The sequence below is a fragment of the Burkholderia sp. 9777_1386 genome, assembly GCF_015712265.1.
Taxonomy (GTDB): domain Bacteria; phylum Pseudomonadota; class Gammaproteobacteria; order Burkholderiales; family Burkholderiaceae; genus Burkholderia; species Burkholderia cenocepacia.
Genome location: NZ_JACCQB010000011.1, coordinates 63732 through 86478, shown reverse-complemented (window position 1 = coordinate 86478; position 22747 = coordinate 63732). Strand labels below are relative to the sequence as shown.

The window sequence follows — 22747 nt, the reverse complement described above, 5'->3', positions numbered from 1 at the left end:
TAACGGCGGTGCGGCGACATGCCGCGCCGGCCGTACAAGTGAAAAGGGCAAGCCGGTTGGCTTGCCCTTTTTGTTTTACTGGCCGTCCGGCACGATTCGCCGGCGGCGCGTCACGATGACCGGCCCGTTGCCGCCGCGGGAATCCGACGGCGCGGCGTTGCCGGATGCGTCGCCGGTGTCGCGCGGCGCGCCGTAGCTTTCGCGCGGTTCACGCGGTGCGCCGTAGCCTTCGCGCGGCTCACGCGAGCCGTAGCCCTCGCGCGGTTCGCGCGAACCGTAGCCTTCACGCGGCTCGCGGGAGCCGTAGCCGCCGTCGCCGCGCGATTCGCGCGGACCGCCGTGCGAGCCGTACGGGCTGTGGCCGCCGCCTTCACGGCCGCCGGGGCGACCGCCGGTGCGCGGGCCGCGGGGGCCGCCGCCGCCCGGGCGCGAACCGCCCGTGTCGAGCTGGATCGTGGAAATCGCACGCTTGTAGATGCCTTGCAGACCCACGGGGGTGCGCAGCATCACCAGATACTGGTCGAACGACTCGATACACCCCGTCAGACGAATGCCGTTGACGAGATAGATTTCAACACGCTTACGTTCCTTGCGCGCCGAATTGATGAAGTCGTTTTGCGGATGGGATTCTGCGGGATTGGCCATTGAGGTGCGGCAGGAGCCTGCGTCAGAGAATATGTTGTGCGTGTGTGTGGCGTGTTCGTCCACAAGCCGTTTGGCGGAATTCTACCCTGTTCGATAGGGGAGCGCGCAGTCGCGATTGTGTCGAACCGTAACCCACTATAGACGTTCCGGCGCATTTTCGCGATCCGGCCGAATGGCCAAAGCCGTTTCGTTACGTCGCGTTACGACTCTCGCAGCCCCGTATCACCTCGGCGCGGGCGGCGCGCTTACATTGGTTGCGTGAGCCGGGCGGGCCGGCTTATCAGGGATCCGGAGCATGAACAAGAGGCAAGTGGCAGGGGTAATCGGGGGCATGGCGTTGCTCGTTTCCGGCAGTGCAATGGCGGGGCATGTCGACCTGTCGGTCGGCATCGGCGTACCGGTCGCACCGGTCTATGTCGAACCGGCGCCGGTCTATGTGGCGCCGCAGCCCGCCGTCGTCGCCTATCCGGGCTACGGATACGGCTATTACGGCGATGACGACGACGATCGCTACCGCAAGTGGCGCAAGCACTACTACAAGCACTGGCATCGGCACCACGGCGACGACGATGACGATTGAGCCCGTGACCGGCCCCGTCAGCGCGTGTCAGAACGCGTAGTCGGGGTTTTTCGGGTCGAATGCGGTGTCGTCGAGGGTCGCGGGCGCGATTTTCTCGATGACGATCCGCTCGAAGATCTTGCCGTCGTTGTCATAGGACTCGACGGTCCGGAAATAGGGGGCGTGCAGGTCGAGCCCCAGCACTTCCTTTTTCGCATAGAACTGCGGCCGGCCGGTCGGCGTTTCGTAGGTGAGTGCGACGACGCGCACGCCGTCGATCGTTTTGGCCTGCACGTCGGTCGGCCGCTGCACGCCGGCTTCCAGGTATTTCTTCCCTTCGGTCAGGTACAGGTTCGTGATGAACTCGGTGCCGAGATCCTCCACCTGGTGATTCGACTGGGCACGCGCCAGCGCGCCGTCGATCGCCGTCCACAGCGGAATCTTGCCGAGCAGGCCGCCGAGATGGCCATACATCTCGTCCTTGCGCTGGGTCGTGTCGTAGATCGTCTCCTGGCCGGCATGCGCGCCGCCCGGCAGCCATTTCGCATACACCCGCAGCGGCTCGCGGGTCGTCTTCACGAGCATGCGGTCGGGCGTGTCGGACCATTTTCCGCTGATGCGCTCCTGGCGCACCATCGTGAACTGGTAGGCCGGATAGCCGTTCGGGCCGTTGCGGATATAGAGCGGCACGGCGAGCGGATCGAGTGCCTTGAAGAGCGCGGTGAGCGTCGCGTCGTCGAGTTGCGCGAGCGTGCCGCGCTGGGCCGCCGTGCGCAGCCAGCGCGCCTGTTGCTCGAGCGGCTCGTGCGTGACCTTCGCGAGATCCGCGGGCAGCGCGACGGCCGGTGCCGCGCTCGCGGCGCTCGCCGTTTCCTGTGCATGCAGGCCGGCCTGTGCGAGCGACAGCGCGCACGCGAGCGCCGCCTCGGCGGCATGCCGCGCGCGGCGTTTCATTCCTTCGTTCATCGACAGCGTCTCCCGGAGCGATGGATCGTTCAGCCTTGCTTCGCGGCGTTGAGTTTGGCGAGTTCCTCGTCGCGCAGCGCGCGGCGCAGGATCTTGCCGACGTTCGTCTGCGGCAGCACGTCGCGGAACTCGACGAATTTCGGCATCTTGTAGCCGGTCAGGTTCTTGCGGCAGTGCGCGAGCACGTCCTCGGCCGTCAGCGACGGGTCGCGGCGCACGACGAACACCTTGATCCGTTCGCCCTGCACCTCGTCGGGAATGCCGATCGCCGCGGCTTCGCTGATGCCCGGATGCATCACCAGCACTTCCTCGATCTCGTTCGGATACACGTTGAAGCCCGACACGAGGATCATGTCCTTCTTGCGATCGATGAGGCGGATGAAGCCGCGCTCGTCCATCACGCCGATGTCGCCGGTGCCGAGCCAGCCGTCGGCGTCGATCACCTTGGCGGTCTCGTCGGGGCGCTGCCAGTAGCCGCGCATCACCTGCGGGCCGCGCACGCACAGCTCGCCCGGCTCGCCGACGGCGGCCCAGGTGCCGTCCTCGCGGCGAAAGCGCACGAGGGTCGATGGCGCGGGCAGGCCGATCGAACCGCTGAACGCGGCCATGTCGTTCAGGTCCACGGGGTTCATCGTGACGATCGGCGAGCACTCGGTGAGGCCGTAGCCTTCGACCACCGGCCGGCCCGTCACCTGCTGGAAGCGCTCGGCGACCGCGCGCTGCATCGCCATCCCGCCCGCCATCGCGAGCTTGAGCTTCGAGAAGTCGCGCTTGCGGAATTCCTCGTTGTCGAGGAATGCGTTGTACAGCGTGTTGATGCCGGTGATGCCCGTGAACGTCTCGTGGCGGATGATCTTCATCACCATCTTCATGTCGCGCGGGTTCGCGATCAGGATGTTGCGCCCGCCGAGCCCCATGAAGATGAACGCGTTCACCGTCAGCGAATAGATGTGATAGAGCGGCAGCGGCGTGAGCACGGTTTCGACGTCGCCCGACACCTGGTCGGCGATCCACGCCTTCGCCTGCAGCAGGTTCGCGATCAGGTTGCCGTGCGTGAGCATCGCGCCTTTCGCGACGCCGGTCGTGCCGCCGGTGTATTGCAGGAACGCGAGATCGTCGCGCGTGGTCTGCACCGGTTGCGGCGCGCCGCGCGCGCCGAGCGCGAGGGCGGAGCGCAGCCGGATCGCCTGCGGCAGGTGGTAGTCCGGCACGAGCTTCTTCACGTGCTTCAGCACGAAATTGATCAGGCGTCCTTTCGCGTTGAAACCGTCGGCGAGCAGGTCGCCGAGCGCGGTGACGACGATGTGCTTCACCTGCGTTTCCGGCAGCGCGTCCTGCAGCGTGCGCGCGAAGTTCTCGAACACGACGATCGTCTGCGCGCCGCTGTCCTTCAACTGGTGCGCGAGTTCGCGCGCGGTGTAGAGCGGATTCACGTTGACGACGATCGCGCCGGCCTTCAGCGTGCCGAACAGCGCGACCGGATACTGGAACGTGTTCGGCAGCATGATCGCGACGCGGTCGCCGGGCTTCACGCCGAGGCTTTGCAGATACGACGCGAATGCGTCGACCTTCTGCGCGAGCGTGCGATAGGTCATCGACGCGCCGGCGCTGACATACGCGATGCGGTCGGCGAAGCGGGTCGTGCATTCGTCGAAGAACTGCACGAGCGACGCGTATTGCGTGACGTCGATCTCGTGCGGGACGCCGGGCGGGTACGACGCGTACCAGATGGCGTCGGTGTTCGGCGGAAGCTGGGCCGAGGTGGTTGCTGCGGATGATGACATGACGTGTCTCCGGTCTTGGCGCTCGGCGCGGGTCGGCGCGTCAGCGCCAGCCCATGCCCCGTGCTTCGCGGCCGGCCGGCGCGGGCGTCTCGACGCCGCGCCTGACCGCGCGTATCAATCAAATCGTGAACAGGAAGCCGCGCGTGGCCTCGCGCGTTCAGCTCGTGGAATGCAGCGTTGCCACCTCGGCGGCCGTCGCGCCCGACTGCGGCAGCCCGAACGCTTCGCTGGCGCCGGCATCGTCGAGCACCGCCGCGAAGATCGACAGTTGCGCGCTGTCGGGCATCGGCGCCTTCAGCGCGGCGACGATCAGCGACGACAGCCGCGCGATCATCTGCACGTCGTTCATCGTGCGGCCTTGCGAGAATTCGTCGATCAGGCTTTCGGTTTCGGCACCCGCGAGCGCGCCGGACAGCGCGCCGATCGCGAAGTGCAGCCGCCAGCCGAGTTCGGTGCGCGGCAGGTGCGGCAGCGCGCGCTGGAACGCATCGAAGAAGCGGCCCGCGACGCTCGCGTAGTGCGCGGTCAGGAAGTTGCGGACGAACGGCGAAGGGTCGGTATACGCGCGGCCGATCAGCCGGAGGAACCCGGGCCCGCCGCGTTCGGGATCGCGCGAGGCCTTCAGCGCCGGAATGAACATCGCGCCGAGCACGTGCTCGCAGGTGATGTGGGTGCCGAGCTGCGCGTCGAAGCGGTCGAGGATGCCGAGGCGCTCCTGGTTCAGCTGATCGAGCCGGCGCGACAGCATCGCGTGGATCAGCGCTTCCTTGCTGCCGAAGTGGTAGTTGACCGCGGCGAGGTTGACCGCCGCGCGCGAGGTGATCTGGCGCATCGACATCGCCTCGAAGCCGTGTTCGATGAACAGATCCTCGGCCGCATCGAGAATGCGTGCCTTCGTCCCGCCGGTCTGCCGCGTGCCGGATGACCGCGCCCCGGACGGCCGTCCCGCCGATGGCCGCCCCTCCTGACTTACTGCCATGTTCCGCCTCCCATGCCGGTTTCCCGGCCGCGAACAGGTGATTTGATTATCTGATTCAAACAGTCGTTTTCATTAAGATAAAAAAACGCGGGCGGCGCGGGCAAGCGCGGCGTCTGGACCAATTCCTCTAGTTCGATGTGCAGGTGCGGAAAGCGCGGCACCCGCTCACGGCGGGGCGGGGCGCGCGCGATGATGCGGTGCCGCAACGCGCGGGTTCACCCGACGGTGCTACGCGTATTGACCGATTGCGTCATGTCGATGCCGCGCCGTTCGCGGCTGAACAGGATCAGCACGGCGATCGCGACGGCCACGATGCCGGCCACGAGCGCGAGCGCGAAGCCGTAGTTGTTGCCGTTCGACACGGCGAGTGATGCCTGCATCGTCGCGTTGCCCGACGCGAGCAGGTTACCGAGCTGGTAGACGACGCCGGGGAAGGTGGCCCGGATCTCGTCGGGCGAGATCTCGTTCAGGTGAACCGGTATCACGCCCCACGCGCCCTGTACCGAGATCTGCATCAGGAACGCGCCGGCGGCGAGCGCGACCGGGCCGCTCGAGAACGCCCACAGCGGCAGCACCGGCAGCGCGATCAGCGCGGCGATGAAGATCGCGCGGCGCCGGCCGAGCCGCTCGGAGATCGTGCCGAACGACAGGCCGCCGACGATCGCGCCGATGTTCAGCACGATCGTGATCCAGGACACGGTATGCGGATCGAAGTGATGCTGTTCGCGCAGGAAGGTCGGATAGAGATCCTGCGTACCGTGCGAGAAGAAGTTGAACGCGGTCATCAGCACGATCGCGTAGATCGTGAGTTTCCAGTTCTGTTTCAGCGTGGCGCCGAGGCTCGGGCGCGGGCGCTTCTCCATCTGTTTCCATGCCGGCGATTCGGGCACGTGCGCGCGCACGTACAGCACGAGCAGCGCGGGCAGCACGCCGACCATGAACATCCCGCGCCAGCCGATGTATTGGTAGAACAGGCCGAACACGACCGACGCGAGCAGATAACCGCTCGGATAGCCGGCCTGCAGCAGCCCGGACACGAAGCCGCGCGCATGCGTCGGCACGGTTTCCATCGTCAGCGCGGAGCCGACGCCCCATTCGCCGCCCATCGCGATGCCGAACAGCGCGCGCAGCACGAGCAGCGCGGTCAGGCTCGGCGCGAAACCCGACGCGAGTTCGAGCAGCGAATAGCACGCGATGTTGACCATCAGCGTCGGGCGGCGGCCGAAGCGGTCGGCGAGCCGGCCGAAGATCAGCGCGCCGAGCGGGCGCATCGCGAGCGTCAGCGTGAGCGCGAACGCGACGGCGGGAATCGTCGACGCGAACTCCGCGGCGATGTCCTTCAGCACGAAAACCATCAGGAAAAAATCGAACGCATCGAGCGTCCAGCCCAGGTAGGCGGCGATCGTGACGTTGCGTTGCTCGCGGGTCCAGCTCATGTCCGGGGTCTCCTCGTTGGCTTGCGCGCTCACGATGTGCATGCGGATGCCGGCCCGGCTCGCGCGCGGCGCGGGGGCACTGATCGAGTGTAGGCTTCCGCGTCGCGCGATGTGGGGCGCGATAGCGCCGAATCGGGAATAATCCCTACGAAATGCACTGTTTCGGAAACGGAAACGGAGCCGCGCGAGGCACGCGTCGGGACTCTGTATCATTCCGGAAGGCTGTTTGTATCAATTCTGTAATGCGCTCGATGCGCATCGCCCCCGTATCAGGAGTCCAGATGAACGACCGTTCCGCCGACCCGCTGCCCGTGCTCGAAACCGCGCGGCTGTGGCTGCGTCCGCGCGTGCTGGCCGATCTCGATGCGTGCATCGAGATGGATCGCGATCCCGAGGTCACGCGCCACATCGCGGGCCCGTGGCACGACCCCGTCGAGCATCGTCGCTTCGTCACGCACCGGATCACGTGCGACTATCCGCCGGGCCTCGGCTACTGGTCGATCTTCGAGAAGGCCGCGCCCGAGGTGTTCATCGGCTGGATCCTGCTGATTCCCGATTACAAGGACGGATCGCGCGACGTCGAGATCGGCTGGCGGCTGGTGCGTGCGACGTGGGGGCGCGGCATCGCGAGTGAAGCCGCGGCGGCCGTCGTGCGGCACGCGTTCGACACCGTGCGCCTGCCGCGCGTGATCGCCGATATCGCGGAGGCCAACAGCGGCTCGCTGAATGTGGCGCGCAAGCTCGGCATGCGGCGCGTGAGCGTCGTGCACGACGGCATTCCTTACATTCGTCACCGCCTCGAACGCAACGATTTGCGGGCGTAGCGTGGCGTCGTGCGTGCGGCAAGTGTCAGAGAGGGTCAACCGGACGCGCATCGCGGTGATGACGGATTAACGGCGCGCGCGATCCGGAGTATCGTTGCCGGAATTTCGCAACATGGGGTACGACCATGGCACTCGGCACCGACGTTCATCTCATTCCCGTCAGGCTCGACGCGCTGCGTCCGACCCAGATGACGGTGGGCTACCGCGAAGTCAAGGCGAAGCGCAAGCACTGGAAGGCGCTGAACAAGCGCGCCCGCAAGGCCGCGATCGAATCGCACTGGTTCCCGGCCGTCCTCGGCCCGGACGGGCTGCACTACATCACCGATCACCATCATCTCGGCCTCGCGCTGATCGAGGAGGGCGAGTCGCGCGTGAACGCGATGCTGCTGAAGGATCTGTCGTGGCTCGACGACACGATCTTCTGGCGGATGATGGAACACAACCAGTGGGTGCATCCGTTCGGCCCGGACGGCTCGCGGCGCGACTATGCGCATTTGCCGAAGGCGCTGACGGGGCTCGAGGACGATCCGTACCGCAGCCTCGCCGGCGAGCTGCGCACGGCGGGCGGGTATGCGAAGGACGCGACGCCGTTCAGCGAATTCCTGTGGGCCGACTATCTGCGCCAGCACGTGTCGCTCGACCAGATCCGCAAGAATTTCGCGAAGGCGCTCGATGTCGCGCTGCATCGTGCGCACGACCAGGATGCGCGCTATCTGCCCGGCTGGTCGGGCGTGATCGCCGTCAAACCCTGACCGGCCCACGGCGCCGACCGCCTCATGACGACCGCCCCGATCCGCCCCGAGGCCGGCCCGCAACATCCGGACCATTTCGCGGCGCTCGACACGCCGCCGGCACCGCGTACGCAACGGATCGGCCTCGATGCGCTGGCCGGCCTGTCGATTGCCGGCCTGCTGATTCCCGAGGCGGTTGCGTATGCGGGGCTCGCGAACCTGCCGCCGCAGGCCGGCCTGATCGCGCTGCTGTCGGGGCTCGTCGTCTATGCGCTGACGGGCAGCAGCCGCTTCGCGATCGTGTCGTCGACGTCGTCGTCGGCCGCGGTGCTCGCCGCGACCGTGCTCGCCGAATCGGGGATGGCGCTCGCCGCGCAGCTCGCGCTGGCGGCGGCGCTCGTCGCGACGACGGGCGTGCTGTTCATCCTGGCCGGCGTCGCGCGGCTCGGCGGCATGTCGGATTTCGTCGCGCGGCCCGTGCTGCGCGGCTTCACGTTCGGTCTCGCGCTGACGATCGTCATCAAGCAGCTACCGAAGATTCTCGCGATTGCCGTGCAGCACGGCGATGCGCCCCACGTCGCGCTCGATTTGATCACCGGCGCGCCGCACGCGAATCTCGCGAGCGTCGTGCTCGGCGCGACCGCGCTCGCGCTGCTGTTCGTGCTCGGCCGCGGCGCGCGCGTGCCCGCGACGCTCGTCGTGATCGTGCTGTCGATCGCGGCGGGTTACGCGATCGACTGGCAGCGGTACGGAATCGCGATCGTCGGCCATATCGACTTCCGGCACCTCGAATTCGGGTTGCCGCATCTCGGCCGCAACGCATGGATGCAGACGGTCGAGCTCGCGTTCGCGCTGATGCTGATCCTGTATGCGGAGTCGTACGGATCGATCCGCAACTTCGCGCTGAAGCACGGCGATACCGTGTCGCCGAACCGCGACCTCGTTGCGCTCGGCTGCGCGAATCTCGTGTCGGGCCTGCTGCACGGGATGCCGGTCGGCGCCGGCTATTCGGCGACGTCGGCGAACGAGGCGGCCGGCGCGCAGTCGCGCTTCGCGGGGATGTGGGCAGCCGGCGTGGTCGCGCTGATCGTCTGGCTGCTGCTGCCGCAGCTCGCGCGCACGCCCGAGCCCGTGCTCGCGGCCATCGTGATCTTCGCGGTCAGCCACTCGCTGCATCCGTCCGTGTTCCGGCCGTACTGGGCCTGGCATCGCGACCGGCTCGTCGTGATCGCGGCACTGCTCGCGGTGCTCGTGCTCGGCGTGCTGCACGGGCTGCTCGCGGCCATTGGCGTGAGCCTGCTGCTGACGCTGCGCAAGCTGTCCGAGCCGAACGTCAGCGTGCTCGGCCGGCTGCGCGACAGCCACGATTTCGTCGACGTCGCGAGCCATGCCGATGCGAAGCCGGTGCCGGGCGTGCTGATCGTGCGGCCCGAGGCGCAACTGTTCTTCGCGAATGCGGACCGGATGCTCAATCGCGTGCGGGCGCTGATGAAGGCTGCACCGGACACGCATACCGTGATGTTGAGCCTCGAGGAAACGCCGGATGTCGACGGCACGACGATCGAATCGTTGCGCACGTTCGCGGCCGAATGCGCGGCGCGCGGGCTGCGGCTCGCGCTCGTCCGGCTCAAGACGCACGCGCTGCATGCACTGCGCCGCGCGGCGGACGATACGCTGCACGACGATGCGATGTCGGAACTGAGCGTCGACGAGAGCCTGCAACTGCTGCAGGCCGGCCGTCCGCCGGACGGCAGCGACGGCACGGCCGCCGCGTGAGGGCTGCATGACGGCGCGGCGCGTCGGCGCCGTCTAGTGCGACAGCGCGGCGCCGGCGCTGCGACCGATCATGTCGGCCACTTCCGCGGCCGTCGGCGCATAGGCGCCCGCATGCGCGCAGGCGACGGCCGCGCACGCGGCCGCGTAACGCAGATGCTCGGCGGCCGACGCATCGGGTCGAGCAAGCTGGCTCGCGAGCCAGCCGCCGATGCTCGCATCGCCGCAGCCGACCGTGTCGGCGACCGCGGTCGGGAACGCGGGCTGGAACAGCTCGGTATCGCGATGCAGCAGTTGCATGCCGGCTGCGCCGCGCGTGACGAGCATCGTCGCGGCGGGCGCCCACGCGCGCAGTTGCGCGAGCGCGGCCGCTTCGTCGAGCTCGGGAAACAGCCCGCGCAGATCCTCGTCGGAGACCTTGATCCAGTCGGCCAGCGCGGTCAGGCGGCGCAGCGCGTCGCGATACGACGGCGCGGCCATCGGTGCGCGGAAGTTCGGGTCGAACGAGATACGTTTGCCGGCCGCCCGCGCGGCTTGCGCGAGTTCGATCAGGCGCGCTGCGAGCGGCTCGCGCACGACGCCGAGCGAGCCGACGTGCACGATCTCGGCCGCGTCGAACGCGCCGGCCGGCAAGTCGGCCGGATCGAACGCGAGATCGGCGCTGTTTTCGCCGATGAAGAAATAGTGGGGCGGCTGCTTCGATACGACCATCGCGAGGAGCGGCGCGCGGTCGACCTGCCGGATGAAGCGCATGTCGAGCCCCGCGTCGGCGCTCTTGCGCATCAGCTCGTCGCCGAAAGTGTCGCGGCTGACCGTGCCGGCGAAGGCCGTCGGCACGCCGAGTCGCGCCCCGACGCGCGCGACGTTCCAGCACGAGCCGCCGGCGACGCTGTGCCAGTGCTGTGCGTCGTCGCGGATGAAATCGGTCAGCGCTTCGCCGAAAACGATCAGGCGGGGAAACGTCGTCGTCATGTGGAAACCTTGTGCCGCGGCGTCGTGCGCGGCCGTACAGCGGTTGATCTGAACAGGCGGGCAGTGCCGGCCGTCGCGCGCGGCGACGCGGCCCGGCGCCGCCCGGCTCGCAGACGGGCGGCGCGCTCGGCGCGATCAGCGCGGGGAGCTCCAGCCCTTGTAGGTCTTCACGTTGTCGCGCGTGACGAGCGTCGGCTCGATCAGGATCATCGGATTGGCCGGCTTCTGGCCGTTCATGATCCCGTAGCCGACGTTGACCGCCTGCTGCGCCATCGCCCACGGATCCTGGCTCGACGACGCCTGCACGAGCGTGTTCGACTTGAGCGCGACCTCGATGTCGGGCGCGCCGTCGACCGACGTGATCACGATGTTCGGGCGGTTCAGCTGTTTCGCCGCGAGATCGCTGCCGATCGCCTGCGGGTCGTTGATCGTGAACACGCCGTCGAGCTTCGGAAAGCGCGTCAGGTAGCCCTGCATCGCGTTCATCCCGCCTTCGCGCGAGCCCTTGCCGTCCTGGTCGCTCGACAGCAGCTTGATGCCGGCGTTTTTCGCGAGTACGGCCTTGCAGCCGTTCACGCGATCGATCACGGCCGACACCTGCGGGCCGTTCTCGATGATCACGTTGCCCTTGCCGTTCAGCTTCTTCGCGAGGTAGTCGCACGCGAGCTCGCCGGCCTTCACGTTGTTGGTCTGCACGGTCGCGTTCGCGCCGGCCGCCGCGACGTCCACCGCGACGACCGTGATGCCGGCCGCCTGCGCCTTCTTCACCGCCGGCTCGATCGCCTTCGGGTCGGTCGCGTTGAGCAGGATCATGTCGACGTGCGCGGAGATGAAGTTGTCGATCTGCGTGAACTGCTTGTTCAGGTCGTAGTCGGCCGAGACGGCCGTGACCTTCGCATTCGGGTTGAGCTGCTTCGCGCGCGCTTCGGCGCCTTTCACGATCGTGACGAAGTACGGGTTGCCGAGCGACCCGACCGTGACGCCGATCGATTTCAGCGGCTTGTCGGCTGCGTGGGCGGCGGCGGCGCCGAACGCGAGTGCGCAGGCGACGGCGGTCAGGGCGGCGGTGTGCTTGAACATGTCGTTGTGTCTCCGTGAGGTCTGTTGGCGAACGCGCGCAGGAGGACCTGCCTGCGCGCCGATGGTTGAATGGTCAGGAATGCGCGGCGAGGGAACGGTGTCAGGTACGGGCCGAGTCGCGCTGGCGATAGCGGTCAAGGGCGACCGCGCCGATGATCACGAGCCCCTTGATGATGTACTGCCAGATGTCGGACACGCCGAGCAGCACGAGGCCGTTGGTCAGCACCGCGATGATCAGCGCGCCGATCAGCGTGCCGACGATCGACCCGACGCCGCCGACGAAGCTCGTGCCGCCGAGGATCACCGCGGCGATCGCGTCGAGCTCGTACGACTGGCCGAGCTGCAGGCCGTTGGCCGCATACAGGCGCGCGGCCGACATCACCGCGCCGAGGCCGGCGAGCAGGCCCGACGCCGCATACACGAACATCTGGATCGCCCGTACGTTGATGCCCGACAGACGTGCGGCTTCCGGGTTGCCGCCGACCGAATAGATCCGCATCCCGAGCACCGTGCGGCGCAGGATGAACCACGAGATCGCGATCACCGCGCACGCGATCACGACGAGCCACGGCACGCCGAGGATCGAGCCGTTGCCGATGAACGCGAACGGCAGTTGCGGGTTGAACACGGTCGTGTCGTTGCCGATCAGGCGCGCGACGCCGCGCACGGCGGTCATCGCGCCGAGCGTGACGATGAACGGCGGCAGGCGCAGGAACGAGATCAGTCCGCCGTTGATCGCGCCGAACACGAGGCCGACCGCGAGCGCGAACGGCACGCCGAGCCAGCCCCAGCCGGGAAGGGTCGACGCGATGAGCGCCGCGACGGCCGCGGCGGCGAGCACCGAGCCGACCGACAGGTCGATGCCGCCCGTCAGGATCACGAACGTCATGCCGGCGGCGAGCACGATGTTGATCGACGCCTGCTGCGTGACGATCGACAGGTTCTGCAACGTGAAGAAGCCATCGGTCAGGAAGCCGAAGCCGACGCACAGGACCAGCAGCACCGGCAGCATGCCGGCCGTGCGGATCAGCGATTGCATGCGGGCGCGGTGATCGGCGCCGCGCATCAGGGGCGTGCGGTTGGCGACCGGATGGGCGGTCGCGGAAGCGAGGTTCCGCTGCTTGGTCGGGTTGATCATTTCGGTAACCTGAAAGTGAGAGTGAAATGAAAAGGGCGGGGCTCAGTGCGCGTCGGCCAGTTCGGCCTGCGAGCCGGTGGCGAGCGCGATGATCGCTTCCTGCGTGATCGGCGTATGCGTGTGTCCGCCGAGTTCACCCGCGATCTCGCCCTCGCGCATCACGAGCACGCGATCGGCGACGCCGATGATTTCCGGCAGTTCGCTCGAGATCACGATCACGCCCACGCCGGCACGGGCCAATTCGTTGATGATCCGGTAGATCTCGGATTTCGCGCCGATGTCGACGCCGCGTGTCGGTTCATCGAGGATCAGCACGCGCGGCTTCGTCTCGAGCAGGCGCGACAGCAGCACTTTTTGCTGGTTGCCGCCCGACAGCGCGCCGACGTTCACGTTGGCGTGCGGCACGCGGATCGACAGCGACGCGATCGCGTCGCGCGCCCGTTCGGCGCCGCGCGCGAGGTCGAGCGCGCCGAGCCGCGCATCGCGGTTGCACACCGAGATGTTGATGTTGTCGCGCACGCTCATGTCGAGAAACAGGCCCTGGCGCTTCCGATCCTCGGTCAGGTAGACGAGGCCCGCGTCGATCGCGTCGCGCGGCGAGTGCGCGCCGAACGTGCGTTCGCCCAGCTTCACGTCGCCGCGCACGCGCGGCTCGGCCCCGAAGATCAGCCGCGCGAGTTCGGTGCGGCCCGCGCCGACGAGGCCGGCGATGCCGAGCACTTCGCCGGCATGCAGATCGAAGCTGCAGCCGCGTACGCGCGCGCCGTCGGCGACGTCGCGGACCGACAGCAGCAGGTGGCCGGGGTCGTACGGCGCGTGTTCCTTCTTGTAGAAACCGGAGATGTCGCGCCCGACCATCATCGCGACGAGCCGCTCGGCCGACAGCGCCGCGCGTTCGAGCGTGCCGACGTACGTGCCGTCGCGCAGCACCGATACGCGGTCGGACAGCTCGTAGATCTCCGCCATCCGGTGGCTGATGTAGATGATCGCGAGACCTTCCTCGCGCAACTGGCGGATCAGGCGGAACAGGTGCTCGGTTTCGCGCGACGACAGCGGCGTGGTCGGCTCGTCCATCACGAGGATGCGGGCGCGGGTGTGCACGGCGCGCGCGATTTCGACGAGCTGCTGTTCGGCGATCGACAGCGTGTCGACGAGCGTGTCCGGCCCGAACGGCGCGCCCAGGCGCGCGAGCACGTCCTGGCAGCCGCGCGCCATCGCCGCGCGGTCGATCGTGCCCCAGCGCCGGTTGCCGCGGCGCAGTTCGCGGCCGACGTAGATGTTTTCCGCGACGGTCAGGTTCGGCGACAGGCACAGCTCCTGGTAGATCACCGCGACGCCGGCATCGCGCGCGGCGAGCGGGCCGTCGATGTCGATGCGTTGACCGTCGATCAGGATCTCGCCGCCGGCGTCGGCGCGGTACGCGCCCGACAGAATCTTCATCAGCGTCGATTTGCCCGCGCCGTTCTCGCCCATCAGCGAATGGATCTCGCCCGGATAGACGGTCAGGCTGACGTTGTCGAGCGCGCGGACGGCCGGGAACGTCTTGCTGATCCCGCGCATCTCGAGCAACGGACGGGGCGACTCAGATCGCGACATGGTTGACCTCCTGCGAGTCGGTGCGGGCGCCCTTGAGGATGCCGGCCCGCGGGGAGAAGTTGAAAAACATCGGCAGCGTGGCGGCGCCGATCGCGCCGGCGTCGGCGCCGAACGTGCCGCGCACGAGCACGGGCGTGCCGCGCGCTTCGGGTGCGGTCGCCACGAGCGCCGCGCGCAGGCGGCTCGTGACCGCGTCGAGCAGGCCCGCGTCGGTGTCGGCGTCGAGCACGACCACCGGCGCGTCGATCACGCACAGCACCGCGCGCAACGCCGGTGCGAGCGCGTCGACGCAGTCGTCGATCCATTCGTCGACGGCCGGCAGGCCGCGCGCGATGCAGGCTTCGAGATCGGCGCGGTTCTCGACCGTCTCGCCGTGATGGCGCAGGTGGCGCACGAGCGCATGCAGCGAGGCGCGCGCGAGCAGGATGTCCCACGGGCCGCGCGGCGGCGGCGCGGAGGCCAGCCGGCTCGGCGGCACCGGAATCACCGCGATGTCGCCCGCATTGCCGGTCACGCCGCGCAGGCAGTCGCCGTCGATCGCGATGCCGCCGCCGATCGCCGGCCCGATGAACAGGTAGACGAAGTCGTCGCACTGCCGGCCATATCCGTAGAACAGTTCGGCGATCGCGGCCGCGTTGCCGTCGTTTTCGCCGAACACGGGCAGCGACAGCGTGCGGCCGAGGTCGGACGCGAAGTCGACGTCTTCCCACGCGCGGAACGTGTCGGGTGCGAGGCCGAGTTCGCGCATCCACGCGCCGAGGTTGTACGGCTGCGCGACGCCGATGCCGGTCAGACGCGCGCGTTCATGGTCGGGGAGCAGGGCCTGCATTGCGTCGATGTCGTGACGGACGATCTCGAGCACGTCGGCGGGCGGCGGCAGCAGCGTGTCGTGAGAGCGGCGGCCGAGCACGTCGCCCGCGAAATTGACGAGCGCCGTCTCGATGCGCATCCGGTCGAGATGGACGCCGATGCCGAATGCACCGCGCGGATCGAGGCGGATCAGCGAAGCGGGTTGGCCGCGCTGGCCTTCGGTGCGACCCGCGAATTCGATCAGCTTCGCGTCGGCGAGCGCCCCGATGATGCTGCCGACCGCCGTGCCCGTCATGTTCGCGAGACGCGCGAGGTCGGCCTTCGACGCGCTGCCGGCGCGGCGCAGCGTCTTCAGCAGCAGGCGCTCGTTGTAACGGCGCACGTTGGCCGAATTGCTTCCCTGGCCGAAGTGCGGGCTTCTCATGGCGTCTCCTTCCATGTCGCACCGCTCGGCGGCGCATTAAATAAATCACGTTGATTTATTTAACCGCGTGAGGGACGGCCTGTCAGCCTAGGGAAATCCCGGTTTTTCTACGACGGAGGGTTCGCGTGGGGCGGAGTGACGTGAAGGGGCCGAATGCAGTCGTGTGCCGATCGACGGTACGTGAGGCGGGGAGAGGGAAGATACGCGATACGGAGATTCCGTAAGCGCGCCCGGTGCTGGGCGCCGGAAATGAAAAAAGGTCGGCAAAAGCCGACCTTTTTTATAAATCGAGTGGTGCCCAGGAGAGGACTCGAACCTCCACGATGTTGCCACCGCTAGGACCTGAACCTAGTGCGTCTACCAATTCCGCCACCTGGGCACGTTTCGCTTGCTGCAGTGCGAAGACCGCTATTCTAGCGTGCCGGGAGAATCTGTCAATAGAATTTGAGGGGCGGACGAAAATATTAATCTGGCGGCGTGATTGTCCCGCGCGGGAGGGCGTGCGAGCCGCGACGACCTCCGAGTGTGATGTTGGGAGGCGATACGTCGACGCGAGCGCAGATATTTATTTGAGCGCCGGAAATGAAAAAAGGCCGGCAAAAGCCGACCTTTTTTATAAATCGAGTGGTGCCCAGGAGAGGACTCGAACCTCCACGATGTTGCCACCGCTAGGACCTGAACCTAGTGCGTCTACCAATTCCGCCACCTGGGCACGTTTCGCTTGCTGCAGTGCGAAGACCGCTATTCTAGCGTGCCGGGAGAATCTGTCAATAGAATTTGAGGGGCGGACGAAAATATTAATCTGGCGGCGTGATTGTCCCGCGCGGGAGGGCGTGCGAGCCGCGACGACCTCCGAGTGTGATGTTGGGAGGCGATACGTCGACGCGAGCGCAGATATTTATTTGAGCGCCGGAAATGAAAAAAGGCCGGCAAAAGCCGACCTTTTTTATAAATCGAGTGGTGCCCAGGAGAGGACTCGAACCTCCACGATGTTGCCACCGCTAGGACCTGAACCTAGTGCGTCTACCAATTCCGCCACCTGGGCACGTTTCGCTTACTGCAGTGCGAAGACCGCTATTGTAGCGTGCTGACGAAGTCTGTCAACACAATTTCATCCGGCACGCTAAAAATACTGCGCGCCTTGGCAGCCGACCGTCACCCGCCGATCGGCTCCGCGCGCTTCGTCGCAAAATTCCAGCGCTGCGCCTGGCCCGTATCGACGCGAGCGGGTAGCAGTCCGGCCGCCAGGAACGTGTCCGCGATCTTCTGTTGTTCGCCGAAGTTTTGCGGGGCCACCGCGCGGACGACGTAGCTGCGTCGCGCATTCGCACGTGCGATCGTCGCGGCATCGAGTCCCCAGATCGGTGCGAGCGTGGTCGCGGCCTCCTGCGGATGGTCGCGCAGCCACGTACCGGCCAGCGACAACTGGTCGAACAGGATCTGGACGACGTCGGGGCGCGCCGCGGCAAAGCTGCTCGATGCGAGGTAATAGCGCTGGTACGACGCGAGTCCGTTGCCGTCGGCCAGAATCCGCACGTCGGGATTCCGGTCGACTGACGCGACATAGGGATCCCACGTGATCCATGCGTCCACGCTGCCGCGCTCGAATGCGGCGCGGCCGTCAGCGGGCGTCAGGTAATGGATCGCCACGTCGGCAGGCGCGAGCTTCGCGCGGGCGAGCGCGGCAAGCAGCAAGTAGTGGCTGCCGGCTGCCTTCGTGACCGCGATGCGTCGGCCCTTGAGATCGGCAAGCGTGCGCAGCGGGCTGTCCTGCTTGACGATGATTGCCTGCGCCTTCGGCGAGGGCGCCTCCTGCGCGATGTACACGAAACGCGCATGCGCGGCCTGCGCGAAGACCGGGACCGTATCGGCCACGTCGGCGCTGAAGTCGACGGCGCCGACGTTGAGCGCTTCGGTCAGCGGCAATCCGCTCGCGAATTCGTGCCATGACACGCGCAGGCCGAGCGGCGTCAGCGCCTGCTCGAGCGTGCCGCGCGTCTTGAGTAGCGTGATCAGCGTCGACGACTTCTGGTAACCGATGCGCAGGGTGGCCGGCGCGTTCTCGGCGTGCGCGTGGACGCCGGCGGCAGTGAGGCCCGCGGCCAGCATCGCGCGCGCGAATGCGCGGCGGTTCATCGACGTCATGAAGGGGGGCTCCTCGTTGGATGCGTTGAAAGCGAGGCGGCTAACGTAACAACGGGGACGACGATTGATAACCGATAAATTCTGCTATCGATCGGAGCGGCCGACATAAGGGCAGGGGACGGATGCTCGCGACGCAAGCGCCGAAATGAAAAAAGGCCGGCAAAAGCCGACCTTTTTTATAAATCAAGTGGTGCCCAGGAGAGGACTCGAACCTCCACGATGTTGCCACCGCTAGGACCTGAACCTAGTGCGTCTACCAATTCCGCCACCTGGGCACGTTTTGCAGTAGCTGCTTGCTGCAAAGAAGCGAAATTATAGCGCCCCAATTATTCCTGTCAACACTTTTTTGCGATGCATCGCAAACCGGCCGTCGACGCCCGCGCCGGCGGCATTCCGGTCATTTGGCGACACAGGCGGGTGATAGAATGACCCGCCGCCGTCAATATAGAACTGTCTGACGGACACCTCTATGTTGATGCCGTGCACCATCAGTCAACGCAACGAGAACAATCATCGACAAACCCTTGAGCAAATATCCGTACCCCATTCCGAGCCGTGAAGAGATTCTCGGCGTGCTGCGTACGAGCGACGCGCCGCTGGCCGCCAACGACATCGCCGAAGCACTGTCGATCAAGCGTCAGGAGCGCGAGGGGTTCTTCCGGCGTGTCGCCGCGATGGAGCGCGACGGCCAGATCCGCCTCGACAAGCGTGGCCACTACCAGTTGACCCATCCGTCGAATTTCGTCGCCGGGCGCGTGCAGGGGCATCGCGACGGCTACGGGTTCGTGATCCGCGACGACGGCCAGGACGACCTGTTCTTGCCGAACGGCGAAATGCAGAAAGTGATGCACAACGACCGCGTGCTCGCGCGGATCGTCGGCTACGATCGCCGCGGCCGGCCGGAAGGGCATGTCGTCGAAGTCACGGACCGCGCGAACAAGCGCGTGATCGGCCGTCTGCTGAACGAGAACGGCGCGCTGATCGTCGCGCCGGAAGACAAGCGCATCGGCCACGACATCCTGATCACGCAGAACGTGAAGAAGGCGAAGGTCGGGCAGGTCGTCGTCGTCGAGCTGACCGATTTCCCGAGCCGCCATTCGCAGCCGCTCGGCCGTGTCGTCGAAGTGCTCGGCGATATCGACGATCCGGGCATGGAAATCGAAATCGCGGTGCGCAAGTACGGCGTGCCGCACGAATTCAGCCAGCCGGCGCTCGACGAAGCCGCCGCGCTGCCCGACAAGGTGCGGCCGGCCGACCTGCGTTTCCGCGTCGACCTGCGCGACGTGCCGCTCGTGACGATCGACGGCGAGGACGCGCGCGACTTCGACGACGCCGTCTACTGCGAGCCGGTCAAGGTCGGCCGCGGCGACGGCTTCCGGCTGATCGTCGCGATCGCCGACGTGTCGCACTACGTCCAGCCGGGTACCGGGCTCGACGCCGACGCGCTTGAGCGCAGCACATCGGTCTACTTCCCGCGCCGCGTGATCCCGATGCTGCCGGAGAAGCTGTCGAACGGTCTCTGCTCGCTGAATCCGCAGGTCGATCGCTGCGTGCTCGCATGCGACATGGTGATCACCGCGCGCGGCGAGATCAAGGCCTACCAGTTCTACCCGGCCGTGATCCATTCGGCGGCGCGCCTCACGTACACCGAAGTCGCGGCCGTGCTGTCGAACACGAAGGGGCCGGAGGCCGCGCGCCGCGCGGACCTGCTGCCGCACCTGCAGGACCTGTACGGCGTCTACAAGTCGCTGTTCGCCGCCCGTCAGAAGCGCGGCGCGATCGACTTCGACACGACCGAGACCTACATCGTCTGCAACTCGCAGGGCAAGATCGAGCAGATCGTGCCGCGCCAGCGTAACGACGCGCACAAGCTGATCGAGGAATGCATGCTGGCCGCGAACGTCTGCGCGGCCGATTTCCTGAAGCGCAACAAGCATCCGGGCCTGTACCGCGTGCACGCGGGGCCGACGCCGGAGAAGCTCGAGAACCTGCGGGCGTTCCTGCGCGGCATGGGCCTGTCGCTCGGCGGCGGCGACAAGCCGCACGCGAGCGACTACGCGGCGCTGATGGCGCAGATCCGCGACCGCCCGGACGCGCAGATGCTGCAGCCGATGCTGCTGCGCTCGATGCAGCAGGCCGTCTACAGCCCGGACAACATCGGCCACTTCGGCCTGGCGTACGAGGCATACGCGCACTTCACGAGCCCGATCCGTCGCTATCCGGACCTGCTCACGCACCGCGCGATCTACGCGATCCTGTCGGGCAAGAAGTACACGCCGAAGGCGCCGGAAGGCTTCGAGTTGAACACCGCGTTGTCGCCGCGCGCCCGCGCGATGCAGCAGGCCGACGACGAAGCGCGCGGCCGCTCGCGCTCGAACACCGCGATCTGGGAAGAGCTCGGCCTGCACTGCTCGGCGAACGAGCGCCGTGCGGACGAAGCGTCGCGCGACGTCGAGGCGTGGCTCAAGTGCTACTTCATGCGCGACAAGCTCGGCGAGGAGTACGGCGGGATGGTGAACGGCGTGACGTCGTTCGGCATCTTCGTGCAGCTCGACACGCTGTTCATCGAAGGCCTCGTGCACGTGACGGAACTCGGCTCGGACTATTTCCAGTACGACGAGATCAAGAACGAGCTGCGCGGCGAACGCACGGGCATCCGCTATCGTCTGTCGGATCGCGTGCGCGTGCAGGTGAGCCGCGTCGATCTCGATGCGCGCAAGATCGATTTCCGCCTCGTGCGCGATACGCCGGTGAAGGCGCCGCGTCCGTCGCCCGCGCCGGCTGCCGGCGTCGATCGCAACGGCAACGGCAATGGCCCGCGCGTGCGCGCGCTGCCGCCGGTCGAGGAAACCGTGCCGCGTCGCAAGAAGGCCGCGAGCGCGCCGAGCGTCGCGGTGCAGGAGGCGCGCGCCGCGCGTGGCGCCGCGAAGAAGAAGGGCGGTGGTGGCGCGCCGGCGAAGCCGACCGCGAAGAAGACCCGCGCCCGCAAGAAGTATTGAGCGTTCGGGGCGGCGTACGCGCACGCCCTGCAGTATCGAGAGACGCCGCGTCACCGGTCATCGGCCGGCCACGCGGCGCTTTCCTTTTCCATGGATCGCGGCTGCGCACGTCGCGCGACCGCACGTTTGATCGAAGGTTGTTCCAGTCATGTCACGTCTGAAGGTTCTTTACGGTTTTCATGCGGTGACCGCACGTTTGCGGCACGATGCATCGACGGTTGCGGAGGTGCTGTACGACCAGACGCGCCGCGACCGCCGCATGCAGGAGTTCCTGCACGCCGCGAAGGAAGCGGGCGTGCGGCTGATCGCAGCCGACGAAACGCGCCTGTGGGGCCTCGCGCACACCGAGCGTCACCAGGGCGTCGTCGCGCGCGTCGAGGACATGCCGCTTGCGCAGAACCTGTCCGAGCTGCTCGACGGCATCAACGGGCCCGCGCTGCTGCTCGTGCTCGACGGCGTCACCGATCCGCACAACCTCGGCGCATGCCTGCGGGTGGCCGATTCGGCCGGCGCGCACGCGGTGATCGCGCCGCGCGACCGGGCGGTCGGGCTGAACGCGACCGCCGCCAAGGTCGCGAGCGGTGCGGCCGATACGGTGCCGTACATCACGGTGACGAACCTCGCCCGCGCACTGCGCGAGCTGAAGGAAGCCGGCGTGTGGATCATCGGCACGTCGGACGAGGCGCCGGCGACGCTCTACGAAACGAAGCTCGACGGCCCGGTCGCACTCGTGATGGGCGCGGAAGGGGAAGGGATGCGCCGGCTCACGCGCGACACCTGCGACGAAGTGATGAGCATCCCGATGGCCGGCAGCGTCGAAAGCCTGAACGTGTCGGTCGCGAGCGGCGTGTGCCTGTACGAAGCCGTGCGCCAGCGGCGCGTGAAGGGCTGACCCCGGGGCCGACCCGACCCGTCCCGCGCGCGATGCGCGGGCGTCGAATGACCCGAACGACGCGTGCCGCGAAGCAAGGCGGCACGCGGTTCTCCGGAACCCGCGACCGATGACCCTGTTCCGCGTTGGCGTCTCCTGCACCGTGCTCGGCCTGCTGGCGGCCTGCACGTCGCCGTCGCTCGTCGAACGCGGCACCTACTACGCCGATACGAGCCTGCATGCGCGCGGCGCGGATTCGCGGATCCGCTTTCTCGTGATGCATTACACCGAAAGCGACGAGACGAAATCGCTGCGCACGCTGACCGGCGATTCGGTCAGCGTGCATTACGTCGTCCCGCCGCAGCCGCGCACCGAGCGTGGCATGCCCGTCGTCTACCAGCTCGTTCCGGAGGCGCAGCGTGCGTGGCACGCGGGCATCAGCGAGTGGCAGGGCACGACCGAGCTGAACGCGGTGTCGATCGGCATCGAGAACGTGAACCGCGGCCCGCTCGATCCGCAGCATCGCACCTGGCAGCCGTATCCGCCCGAACAGGTCGACGCGCTGACCCGCCTGGCGAAGGACATCGTCGCGCGCTACGGGATTGCGCCGACGCGCGTGGTCGGGCACAGCGACATCGCGCCGCAACGCAAGATCGATCCCGGCCCGCTGTTCCCATGGCATGCGCTCGCGCAAGCCGGCGTGGGCGCATGGCCGGACGACGCGACCGTCGCCGCGCGGCTCGGCGGCCGCGACCCGCATGCGCCGGTCGACGTGCGCGACCTGCAGCTCAAGCTCGCGCGCTACGGCTACGACGTGCCGACCGACGGCGTGCTCGACGCGCGCACGCGGCGCGTGTTCGCGGCGTTCCAGATGCATTTCCGGCCGTCCGATTACGCGGGCAATCCGGATGCCGAAAGCGACGCGATCGCGCAGGCGCTGCTCGACAAGTACTTCCCCGGCACGCAAGCGGCGGACCACGCGCCGGCGGCCGATACGCGCTGAATACGCGACGCC

At 67.4% G+C, this 22747-nt stretch carries 18 protein-coding genes and 4 tRNA genes; 7 read left to right on the top strand and 15 right to left on the bottom strand.

Features of this window, described 5'->3' with window-relative positions; translation table 11 throughout:
* Positions 1-75: 75 nt before the first annotated feature.
* Complete coding sequence (hfq, locus tag H0X91_RS11740; RefSeq protein ID WP_006495323.1) at positions 76-645, bottom strand: RNA chaperone Hfq; 570 nt, start codon at positions 643-645, stop codon at positions 76-78.
* 295 nt (positions 646-940) lie between these two features.
* Between hfq and H0X91_RS11735 the strand changes: the two genes are divergently transcribed.
* Positions 941-1225, top strand: coding sequence for a hypothetical protein (locus tag H0X91_RS11735; RefSeq protein ID WP_012492571.1), 285 nt, complete (start codon positions 941-943; stop codon positions 1223-1225).
* 27 nt (positions 1226-1252) lie between these two features.
* Here the strand turns inward: H0X91_RS11735 and H0X91_RS11730 are convergent, their stop codons facing one another.
* The 4 genes from H0X91_RS11730 to H0X91_RS11715 form a co-directional block, all read right to left on the bottom strand.
* On the bottom strand, positions 1253-2170 hold the full coding sequence (locus tag H0X91_RS11730) for a DUF1571 domain-containing protein (RefSeq protein WP_196433048.1): 918 nt from the start codon (positions 2168-2170) through the stop codon (positions 1253-1255).
* Between the two features lie 29 nt (positions 2171-2199).
* On the bottom strand, positions 2200-3954 hold the full coding sequence (locus H0X91_RS11725; protein ID WP_059723720.1) for an AMP-binding protein: 1755 nt from the start codon (positions 3952-3954) through the stop codon (positions 2200-2202).
* Positions 3955-4111: 157 nt separating this feature from the next.
* Positions 4112-4933 carry a TetR/AcrR family transcriptional regulator gene (locus H0X91_RS11720; protein WP_006495320.1) on the bottom strand — a complete coding sequence of 274 codons (822 nt, stop codon included), beginning with the start codon at positions 4931-4933 and terminating at the stop codon, positions 4112-4114.
* A gap of 215 nt (positions 4934-5148) precedes the next feature.
* Positions 5149-6369 (bottom strand): MFS transporter, encoded by a 1221-nt coding sequence (locus H0X91_RS11715; protein WP_006495319.1) that lies wholly within the window; start codon positions 6367-6369, stop codon positions 5149-5151.
* 281 nt (positions 6370-6650) lie between these two features.
* Between H0X91_RS11715 and H0X91_RS11710 the strand changes: the two genes are divergently transcribed.
* From H0X91_RS11710 to H0X91_RS11700, 3 genes are all read left to right on the top strand, one after another.
* Positions 6651-7193, top strand: coding sequence for a GNAT family N-acetyltransferase (locus H0X91_RS11710; protein WP_006495318.1), 543 nt, complete (start codon positions 6651-6653; stop codon positions 7191-7193).
* Between the two features lie 125 nt (positions 7194-7318).
* Positions 7319-7945: a ParB-like protein gene (locus H0X91_RS11705; protein ID WP_006485279.1), complete on the top strand. Its 627-nt coding sequence runs from the start codon at positions 7319-7321 to the stop codon at positions 7943-7945.
* Between the two features lie 24 nt (positions 7946-7969).
* Positions 7970-9700 carry a SulP family inorganic anion transporter gene (locus tag H0X91_RS11700; RefSeq protein ID WP_080331886.1) on the top strand — a complete coding sequence of 577 codons (1731 nt, stop codon included), beginning with the start codon at positions 7970-7972 and terminating at the stop codon, positions 9698-9700.
* Between the two features lie 33 nt (positions 9701-9733).
* On the opposite strand, the gene H0X91_RS11695 is transcribed toward H0X91_RS11700, so the two are convergent.
* The 10 genes from H0X91_RS11695 to H0X91_RS11650 all read right to left on the bottom strand — a co-directional run bounded on the left by H0X91_RS11695 (position 9734) and on the right by H0X91_RS11650 (position 18137).
* Positions 9734-10669, bottom strand: a complete 936-nt coding sequence (locus tag H0X91_RS11695; protein ID WP_048986591.1) for a carbohydrate kinase family protein — start codon at positions 10667-10669, stop codon at positions 9734-9736.
* Positions 10670-10804: 135 nt separating this feature from the next.
* Positions 10805-11749: an ABC transporter substrate-binding protein gene (locus tag H0X91_RS11690; RefSeq protein ID WP_006485275.1), complete on the bottom strand. Its 945-nt coding sequence runs from the start codon at positions 11747-11749 to the stop codon at positions 10805-10807.
* Between the two features lie 100 nt (positions 11750-11849).
* Entirely contained in the window at positions 11850-12887 is a 1038-nt protein-coding gene (locus H0X91_RS11685) for an ABC transporter permease subunit (RefSeq protein ID WP_006485281.1), read from the bottom strand.
* Between the two features lie 42 nt (positions 12888-12929).
* On the bottom strand, positions 12930-14483 hold the full coding sequence (locus H0X91_RS11680) for a sugar ABC transporter ATP-binding protein (protein ID WP_060210822.1): 1554 nt from the start codon (positions 14481-14483) through the stop codon (positions 12930-12932).
* Positions 14470-15717 (bottom strand): ROK family protein, encoded by a 1248-nt coding sequence (locus H0X91_RS11675; RefSeq protein WP_060268024.1) that lies wholly within the window; start codon positions 15715-15717, stop codon positions 14470-14472. Before H0X91_RS11675 ends, H0X91_RS11680 begins: the two co-directional genes overlap by 14 nt.
* A 292-nt stretch (positions 15718-16009) precedes the next feature.
* Positions 16010-16096, bottom strand: a tRNA-Leu gene (locus tag H0X91_RS11670).
* Positions 16097-16342: 246 nt separating this feature from the next.
* Positions 16343-16429, bottom strand: a tRNA-Leu gene (locus tag H0X91_RS11665).
* Positions 16430-16675: 246 nt separating this feature from the next.
* Positions 16676-16762: transfer RNA gene (locus H0X91_RS11660), tRNA-Leu, on the bottom strand.
* A 110-nt stretch (positions 16763-16872) separates the two neighbouring features.
* On the bottom strand, positions 16873-17862 hold the full coding sequence (locus H0X91_RS11655; RefSeq protein WP_084750269.1) for an aliphatic sulfonate ABC transporter substrate-binding protein: 990 nt from the start codon (positions 17860-17862) through the stop codon (positions 16873-16875).
* A gap of 188 nt (positions 17863-18050) precedes the next feature.
* Positions 18051-18137, bottom strand: a tRNA-Leu gene (locus H0X91_RS11650).
* 249 nt (positions 18138-18386) lie between these two features.
* On the opposite strand from H0X91_RS11650, the gene rnr reads away from it, so the two are divergent.
* From rnr to H0X91_RS11635, 3 genes are all read left to right on the top strand, one after another.
* On the top strand, positions 18387-20861 hold the full coding sequence (gene rnr, locus H0X91_RS11645) for a ribonuclease R (protein WP_006484152.1): 2475 nt from the start codon (positions 18387-18389) through the stop codon (positions 20859-20861).
* A 148-nt stretch (positions 20862-21009) separates the two neighbouring features.
* The gene (rlmB, locus tag H0X91_RS11640; protein ID WP_006484150.1) at positions 21010-21753 is read left to right on the top strand and encodes a 23S rRNA (guanosine(2251)-2'-O)-methyltransferase RlmB; all 744 of its coding nucleotides are present in this window, start codon (positions 21010-21012) and stop codon (positions 21751-21753) included.
* A 109-nt stretch (positions 21754-21862) separates the two neighbouring features.
* A complete protein-coding gene (locus tag H0X91_RS11635; protein WP_034201833.1) occupies positions 21863-22735 on the top strand; it encodes an N-acetylmuramoyl-L-alanine amidase in 873 nt (290 codons plus the stop codon).
* Positions 22736-22747: the final 12 nt, after the last annotated feature.

What these genes read in the sequence shown, in the direction of transcription:
- H0X91_RS11700 (WP_080331886.1), top strand. Translation starts at nt 7,970, where the DNA reads ATGACGACCGCCCCGATCCGCCCCGAGGCCGGCCCGCAACATCCGGAC.
- H0X91_RS11720 (WP_006495320.1), bottom strand. Translation starts at nt 4,933, where the DNA reads ATGGCAGTAAGTCAGGAGGGGCGGCCATCGGCGGGACGGCCGTCCGGG.
- hfq (WP_006495323.1), bottom strand. Translation starts at nt 645, where the DNA reads ATGGCCAATCCCGCAGAATCCCATCCGCAAAACGACTTCATCAATTCG.
- H0X91_RS11685 (WP_006485281.1), bottom strand. Translation starts at nt 12,887, where the DNA reads ATGATCAACCCGACCAAGCAGCGGAACCTCGCTTCCGCGACCGCCCAT.
- H0X91_RS11725 (WP_059723720.1), bottom strand. Translation starts at nt 3,954, where the DNA reads ATGTCATCATCCGCAGCAACCACCTCGGCCCAGCTTCCGCCGAACACC.
- H0X91_RS11675 (WP_060268024.1), bottom strand. Translation starts at nt 15,717, where the DNA reads ATGAGAAGCCCGCACTTCGGCCAGGGAAGCAATTCGGCCAACGTGCGC.
- H0X91_RS11735 (WP_012492571.1), top strand. Translation starts at nt 941, where the DNA reads ATGAACAAGAGGCAAGTGGCAGGGGTAATCGGGGGCATGGCGTTGCTC.
- H0X91_RS11690 (WP_006485275.1), bottom strand. Translation starts at nt 11,749, where the DNA reads ATGTTCAAGCACACCGCCGCCCTGACCGCCGTCGCCTGCGCACTCGCG.
- H0X91_RS11715 (WP_006495319.1), bottom strand. Translation starts at nt 6,369, where the DNA reads ATGAGCTGGACCCGCGAGCAACGCAACGTCACGATCGCCGCCTACCTG.
- H0X91_RS11655 (WP_084750269.1), bottom strand. Translation starts at nt 17,862, where the DNA reads ATGACGTCGATGAACCGCCGCGCATTCGCGCGCGCGATGCTGGCCGCG.
- H0X91_RS11635 (WP_034201833.1), top strand. Translation starts at nt 21,863, where the DNA reads ATGACCCTGTTCCGCGTTGGCGTCTCCTGCACCGTGCTCGGCCTGCTG.
- H0X91_RS11695 (WP_048986591.1), bottom strand. Translation starts at nt 10,669, where the DNA reads ATGACGACGACGTTTCCCCGCCTGATCGTTTTCGGCGAAGCGCTGACC.
- H0X91_RS11730 (WP_196433048.1), bottom strand. Translation starts at nt 2,170, where the DNA reads ATGAACGAAGGAATGAAACGCCGCGCGCGGCATGCCGCCGAGGCGGCG.
- rlmB (WP_006484150.1), top strand. Translation starts at nt 21,010, where the DNA reads ATGTCACGTCTGAAGGTTCTTTACGGTTTTCATGCGGTGACCGCACGT.
- H0X91_RS11705 (WP_006485279.1), top strand. Translation starts at nt 7,319, where the DNA reads ATGGCACTCGGCACCGACGTTCATCTCATTCCCGTCAGGCTCGACGCG.
- H0X91_RS11710 (WP_006495318.1), top strand. Translation starts at nt 6,651, where the DNA reads ATGAACGACCGTTCCGCCGACCCGCTGCCCGTGCTCGAAACCGCGCGG.
- H0X91_RS11680 (WP_060210822.1), bottom strand. Translation starts at nt 14,483, where the DNA reads ATGTCGCGATCTGAGTCGCCCCGTCCGTTGCTCGAGATGCGCGGGATC.